This window comes from Pseudomonas sp. NPDC087803 (assembly GCF_044742995.1).
Taxonomy (GTDB): domain Bacteria; phylum Pseudomonadota; class Gammaproteobacteria; order Pseudomonadales; family Pseudomonadaceae; genus Aquipseudomonas.
Genome location: NZ_JBIUVO010000083.1, coordinates 13,228 through 19,132 on the forward strand (window position 1 = coordinate 13,228; position 5,905 = coordinate 19,132).

Consider the following 5,905-nt stretch of genomic DNA (forward strand, 5'->3'; position numbering starts at 1 on the left):
TCCGCACCGCAGTAAGCACCAGACCTTTCATGAAGTCCTTTCTAATACCAACTGGCAATAAACAAACTGCCGCAAAATGCGGCAGATTCGCAATTCAGCGAAGCTTTACAGTCGACCCAGATCATTGACCAGAGCAAGCAACATCACTCCGACCACCAAACTGATACCGATCTGCACCCCCCAACCTTGCACCCGATCCGACAAGGGGCGACCACGCACCCACTCAATCAGATAAAACAACAAATGCCCCCCATCCAGTACAGGAATGGGCAGCAAATTCAGAACCCCCAGGCTAATACTCAGATAAGCAAGGAAATTCAGGAAATCAGCAACGCCCGACTGGGCAGAAGCGCCCGCCACTTTAGCAATGGTTATCGGTCCACTCAAGTTTTTTACCGAGAGCTCGCCGAAGAGCATTTTCTTCAGTGAGTCCAGCGTCAGGATGCTCATGGTCCAGGTACGACGGGCACCCTCGCCAATCGCGGCCAGCGGACCATAGCTGACCTCGCGGATCATTTCCGGCGGCCAGTCCACAGCCTTGACGCCAGCCCCGAGATAACCGCTTGGCGCCTTGCTTTCGCCACGCGCAGCCAGGGTCACCGGGATGTCGATTTGAGCACCGTCGCGCTCGATGCGCAGCATGATTTTGGTATCAGGACGCGTACGAACGGTATCGACCACCTGCTGCCAGTCATTCAGCGCCACGCCGTCCAGCGACAACAGACGATCACCGGTTTTCAGACCGGCGGCCTGCGCCGGGCCTTTGGGATCGAGTTCGGCCAGTACCGGCGGCAAGGCCGGACGCCATGGACGAATTCCCAGCGAGCGAATCGGGTCAGGTTCGTCAGCGCCTTTTAGCCAGTGATCGAGGGCCAGCTCGCGCGGCGTATCCGCCGTAGAGCCCTGCTCGCGCACGAGCAACTGCAAGGCACCACTTTCCCCGAGACGACGAACCAGCTGCAGATTGACAGCCGCCCAACCGGAGGTCGGCTCGCCATCAATGGCGACGATTTCCTGGCCGGCAGTCAAACCGGCCTTGGCCGCGATGCTGCCGGACTCGACGGCACCAATGACCGGACGGATCTGCTCGCTGCCGAGCATCGCCAGCACCCAGAAAAACACCAGGGCCAGCAGGAAGTTGGCGATCGGTCCCGCCGCGACTATAGCGATACGCTGGCGCACCGATTTGCGGTTGAAGGACTGATGAAGCTGATCGGCCGGGACTTCGCCCTCACGCTCGTCGAGCATTTTGACGTAGCCGCCCAGCGGAATCGCGGCGACGACAAACTCAGTGCCCTGCTTGTCGTGCCAGCGCAGCAGGGGCATGCCGAAGCCCACGGAAAAACGCAGAACCTTGACGCCACAGCGACGCGCGACCCAGAAGTGGCCGAATTCGTGAAAGGTGACCAGCACACCCAAAGCGATCAGGGTGCCGGCAATCATATAGAGCGCGCTCATCTACTTTCTCCGCAATCCTGTTCAGTGCCGCGTGAAACCATGGTTCTGCAACGCCTAGCGGTCGTGACGACTCAGCCACTGTTCGGCCAGAATCCGCGCTTTCGCGTCTGCGGTAAACACCGCCTCCAGATCCGCCAGTGCAACCACTGGCTCGAGGTTCAGCACGTCCTCGATAATACTCGCGATTTCCAGATAACCAACGCGTCCGTCGAGAAACGCCGCGACCGCCACTTCGTTGGCCGCATTGAGCATGGCCGGCGCGCTGTTGCCAGCCTCTGCCGCCTGTCGCGCCAGGCGCAGGCAAGGGAAGCGCTGCTCGTCCGGTGCTTCGAAATCCAGACGTGCAATGGCAAACAGGTCCAGCGGCGCCACACCCGAGTCGATCCGCTCAGGCCAGGCCAATGCGTTGGCAATCGGCGTGCGCATGTCAGGGTTACCCAACTGCGCCAACACCGAGCCATCGACATAGTCGACCAGCGAGTGAATCACACTCTGCGGATGAATCACCACCTCGACCTGCGACGGCTTGGCATCGAACAGCCAGCAGGCCTCGATCAGCTCCAGGCCCTTGTTCATCATGCTGGCCGAATCCACCGAGATCTTGCGCCCCATGGACCAGTTCGGGTGTGCACACGCCTGATCGGGCGAAACATGCGCCAGCTCGCTCATCGGCGTCTGACGGAAAGGACCGCCCGAAGCCGTCAGCAAAATCCGTCGCACGCCAACCGCCCCCAGACCACGGGCGAAATCCGGCGGCATGCACTGGAAGATCGCGTTGTGCTCACTGTCGATCGGCAGCAGCACCGAACCGCTCTTGTGCACGGCCTGCATGAACAGCGCGCCGGACATCACCAGCGCTTCTTTGTTGGCCAGGAGGATTTTCTTCCCGGCCTGCACCGCTGCCAGAGTCGGGCGCAGGCCCGCGGCGCCGACAATGGCGGCCATCACCGCATCGACCTCAGGGGCAGAGGCAACCTGGCACAGGCCCTCCTCCCCGACCAGTACGCGAGTGGACAGGCCGGCAGCACGCAGGTCGTCCTGCAAACCACGCGCTGCCGCCACTTCCGGCACCACCGCGAACTGCGGCACATGGCGAATACACAAGGCCATCAATTCGCTCAGGCGCGTGAAGCCGCTCAGCGCGAAAACCTGATAACGCTCGGGATGCCGAGCGATGACGTCCAGGGTGCTCAAGCCGATCGAGCCGGTGGCCCCCAGAACGGTAATCTGCTGCGGGCGGCTCACGGTGCAGCCATCCACAGCAATACGGCAAAAATCGGGATCGCAGCGGTCAGGCTGTCGATGCGATCAAGCACGCCGCCATGACCGGGCAGCAGGTTGCTGCTGTCCTTGATCCCGGACTGACGCTTGAACATGCTTTCGGTGAGGTCACCCACCACCGAAATGAATACGATCAATGCTGCTCCGATCAGGCCCTTGAGCAGTTCGCCCACGGTCCAGTCACGCACCAGACCGACGATCGCGGTAATCACCAGGCTCAGCGCCAGGCCACCGTAAACGCCTTCCCAGCTCTTGCCCGGGCTTACCTGCGGCGCCAGCTTGCGCTTGCCGAAAGCACGGCCGGAGAAATACGCGCCGATATCGGCTCCCCAGACCAGCACCATCACCGCCATGATCAGCCAGTTACCCAACGGGTATTGCTTGATCTGCACCAGCCCTTGCCAGGCCGGCAGCAGGATCAGCAAGCCAATCACCAGTTTGGTGGCCGCCGTGGACCAGTGCTCGCTCGAGCGCGGATAGGTCAGCACCAGGTAGGTCGCCACCGCCCACCACAACACCGAAGCGCCCAACACCCAAGGGGCAAGGCCCGGCAGGACGTACATGACGAACAGCATCAGCGCGACGACAGCGGCATAACCGACGCGGAACGACTGTGCGGTGAAGCCGGCCAGACGCGCCCATTCCCAGGCACCCAGGCTTACGACCAGACCGATGAACAGCGCGAAACCGGAACCCTCGAGCAGGAAAAACCCGCACAGAGCGATCGGCAGCAGGATCAGCGCAGTGATGATTCGTTGTTTAAGCATTAAACCCGGGCTCCAGCTTCGACCTGTTCGCTCGTTTTACCGAAACGACGCTGGCGCGAAGCGAAATCGGCCAGCGCGGTGCGCATGGCTTCGTGTTTGAAGTCCGGCCAGAACAGGTCGGAGAAGTACAACTCGGCGTACGCCAGTTGCCACAGCAGGAAGTTGCTGATGCGGTGCTCGCCACCGGTGCGGATGCACAGATCCGGCAACGGCAGGTCGCCGGTGGCCAGACAGGTCTGCAGCAGATCCGGAGTGATGTCTTCCGGACGCAGATGCCCGGCCTGGACTTCACGCGCCAGACGCTGCGCCGCTTGGGCAATATCCCACTGACCGCCATAGTTGGCGGCGATTTGCAGGATGAAACGGTTGGCACCGGCCGTCATCGCCTCAGCCTCGCGCATCGCCGCCTGCAATTCAGGGTGGAAGCGCGAGCGATCGCCGATGATGCGCAAGCTGATGTTGTTGTCGTTGAGGCGCTTGGCCTCGCGACGCAGGGCCTTGAAGAACAGATCCATCAAGGCACTGACTTCATCAGCAGGGCGTTGCCAGTTTTCACTGGAAAAGGCGAACAGGGTGAGCACTTCGACCTTCGCCTCGGCGCACACCTCGATTACCGCCCGCACAGCATCCACGCCGGCTTTATGCCCGGCGACACCCGGCATGAAGCGTTTTTTCGCCCAGCGATTGTTGCCATCCATGATGATCGCGACATGGCGCGGCACCGCGGACGGCGCAGACTGCTTGGTCTTGTCCATTTAAAACTCGACCCTTATACGGCCATCAGATCCGCTTCTTTTTCCTTGGTGGCCGCATCGATATCAGCTTCAGCCTTGTCGGTCAGCTTCTGAATATCAGCCGCCGCACGGCGCTCTTCGTCTTCACTGATCTCTTTGTCCTTGACCAGCTTCTTCAGGTCGCCCAGCGCATCACGACGGATATTGCGCACCGCAACACGTGCATCTTCAGCTGCCGCACGCGCCTGCTTGGTGAAGCCCTTACGGGTTTCTTCGGTCAGGGCCGGCATGGAGATCAGCAGCAGCTCACCCAGGTTGGTCGGGTTCAGGTTCAAACCGGCGCTCTGGATCGCTTTGTCGACAGCCGCCAGCATGTTGCGCTCGAAAGCCACGACTTGCAGGGTGCGGGAGTCTTTTACAGTGACGTTCGCCACTTGGCTGAGCGGAGTATCGGCCCCGTAGTACGGAACCATCACGCTACCGAGAATGCTCGGGTGCGCTTTACCAGTGCGAATCTGGCCGAATGCATGAGCAAGCGATTCAATCGACTTCTGCATGCGCTCTTGAGCGTCTTTCTTGATTTCGTTGATCATTGTTGACCTTCCTCGATCAGAGTGCCTTCAGCGCCGCCATGCACGATGTTCAGCAGGGCGCCGGGCTTGTTCATGTTGAATACGCGCAGCGGCATCTTGTGGTCGCGGCACAGGCAAATAGCTGTCAGATCCATTACACCCAGCTTGCGATCCAGTACTTCATCATAAGTCAGATGATCGAACTTCTCGGCATGCGGGTCTTTGAACGGGTCAGCGGTATAGACGCCATCGACCTTGGTCGCCTTCAGCACGACGTCGGCGTCGATTTCGATGGCACGCAGGCAGGCTGCCGAATCCGTGGTAAAGAACGGATTGCCGGTACCGGCCGCGAAAATCACCACGTCCTTGGAGTTCAGGTGGCGCATGGCTTTGCGGCGATCATAGTGATCGGTAACGCCAACCATGGAAATGGCCGACATCACGATGGCCGAGATATTGGCACGTTCCAGCGCATCGCGCATGGCCAGGGCGTTCATCACAGTGGCCAGCATGCCCATGTGGTCGCCTGTCACCCGATCCATGCCAGCCTTGCTCAAGGCCTCGCCACGGAACAGGTTGCCACCGCCGATCACCAGACCGACCTGTACGCCGATGCCGACCAGTTGGCCGACTTCCAGCGCCATCCGATCCAGCACTTTTGGGTCGATCCCGAACTCTTCCGAGCCCATCAGGGCCTCGCCGCTAAGCTTGAGTAGAATGCGTTTATAGCGAGCCTGATAACCACTGCCCTGCTGAGCCATTGCGAATCTCTCCTGCGGCGTATTTAAAAAATTCTTTGCAAGCTGTTTTACAGCTGGCGTTCACTCTAGCTTGGCGCTGCTTCAGCGCCATCGGAACATGGCTTTGTAAGTCAGTTCCAGGTGGAAACCAATTAAAAATTGGTAACCCCATCTGAAAAGAGGCTGCGCGCGTGAGCGGGCAGCCTCTTTCGGGCGACAGTTGAAAAACCGTCTTATTGCTTGGCGGCAGCCAGCTGGGCAGCAACTTCTTCAGCGAAGTTGTCGAGGGGCTTCTCGATGCCTTCGGCTCCTTTGAAGTTGGTGTAGGTGGCGTTTTCGGCGCCGCGTTTGTT

General features: G+C 60.1%; 6 protein-coding genes and 1 pseudogene. All 7 read right to left on the minus strand.

The genetic code is table 11. The annotated features are described in order from the left end of the window. Nucleotides 1–105: 105 nt before the first annotated feature. The gene (gene rseP / locus ACIOUG_RS24755) at nt 106–1,458 is read right to left on the minus strand and encodes a sigma E protease regulator RseP (protein ID WP_401069476.1); all 1,353 of its coding nucleotides are present in this window, start codon (nt 1,456–1,458) and stop codon (nt 106–108) included. 54 nt (nt 1,459–1,512) lie between these two features. After that, nucleotides 1,513–2,703 (minus strand): 1-deoxy-D-xylulose-5-phosphate reductoisomerase, encoded by a 1,191-nt coding sequence (ispC, locus tag ACIOUG_RS24760; RefSeq protein ID WP_401069479.1) that lies wholly within the window; start codon nt 2,701–2,703, stop codon nt 1,513–1,515. Beyond that, complete coding sequence (locus tag ACIOUG_RS24765; protein WP_025110886.1) at nt 2,700–3,506, minus strand: phosphatidate cytidylyltransferase; 807 nt, start codon at nt 3,504–3,506, stop codon at nt 2,700–2,702. The genes ispC and ACIOUG_RS24765 overlap by 4 nt, the downstream gene beginning before the upstream one ends. Further along, the gene (uppS, locus tag ACIOUG_RS24770; RefSeq protein WP_003222128.1) at nt 3,506–4,261 is read right to left on the minus strand and encodes a polyprenyl diphosphate synthase; all 756 of its coding nucleotides are present in this window, start codon (nt 4,259–4,261) and stop codon (nt 3,506–3,508) included. The genes ACIOUG_RS24765 and uppS overlap by 1 nt, the downstream gene beginning before the upstream one ends. 14 nt (nt 4,262–4,275) lie before the next feature. Continuing rightward, nucleotides 4,276–4,833 carry a ribosome recycling factor gene (frr, locus tag ACIOUG_RS24775; protein WP_083366876.1) on the minus strand — a complete coding sequence of 186 codons (558 nt, stop codon included), beginning with the start codon at nt 4,831–4,833 and terminating at the stop codon, nt 4,276–4,278. After that, a complete protein-coding gene (pyrH, locus tag ACIOUG_RS24780; RefSeq protein ID WP_003222124.1) occupies nt 4,830–5,573 on the minus strand; it encodes a UMP kinase in 744 nt (247 codons plus the stop codon). The genes frr and pyrH overlap by 4 nt, the downstream gene beginning before the upstream one ends. A 212-nt stretch (nt 5,574–5,785) precedes the next feature. Beyond that, nucleotides 5,786–5,905 (minus strand): annotated as a pseudogene (locus ACIOUG_RS24785) (elongation factor Ts); the annotation flags it as partial.

What these genes read in the sequence shown, in the direction of transcription:
- uppS (WP_003222128.1), bottom strand. Translation starts at nt 4,261, where the DNA reads ATGGACAAGACCAAGCAGTCTGCGCCGTCCGCGGTGCCGCGCCATGTC.
- rseP (WP_401069476.1), bottom strand. Translation starts at nt 1,458, where the DNA reads ATGAGCGCGCTCTATATGATTGCCGGCACCCTGATCGCTTTGGGTGTG.
- frr (WP_083366876.1), bottom strand. Translation starts at nt 4,833, where the DNA reads ATGATCAACGAAATCAAGAAAGACGCTCAAGAGCGCATGCAGAAGTCG.
- pyrH (WP_003222124.1), bottom strand. Translation starts at nt 5,573, where the DNA reads ATGGCTCAGCAGGGCAGTGGTTATCAGGCTCGCTATAAACGCATTCTA.
- ACIOUG_RS24765 (WP_025110886.1), bottom strand. Translation starts at nt 3,506, where the DNA reads ATGCTTAAACAACGAATCATCACTGCGCTGATCCTGCTGCCGATCGCT.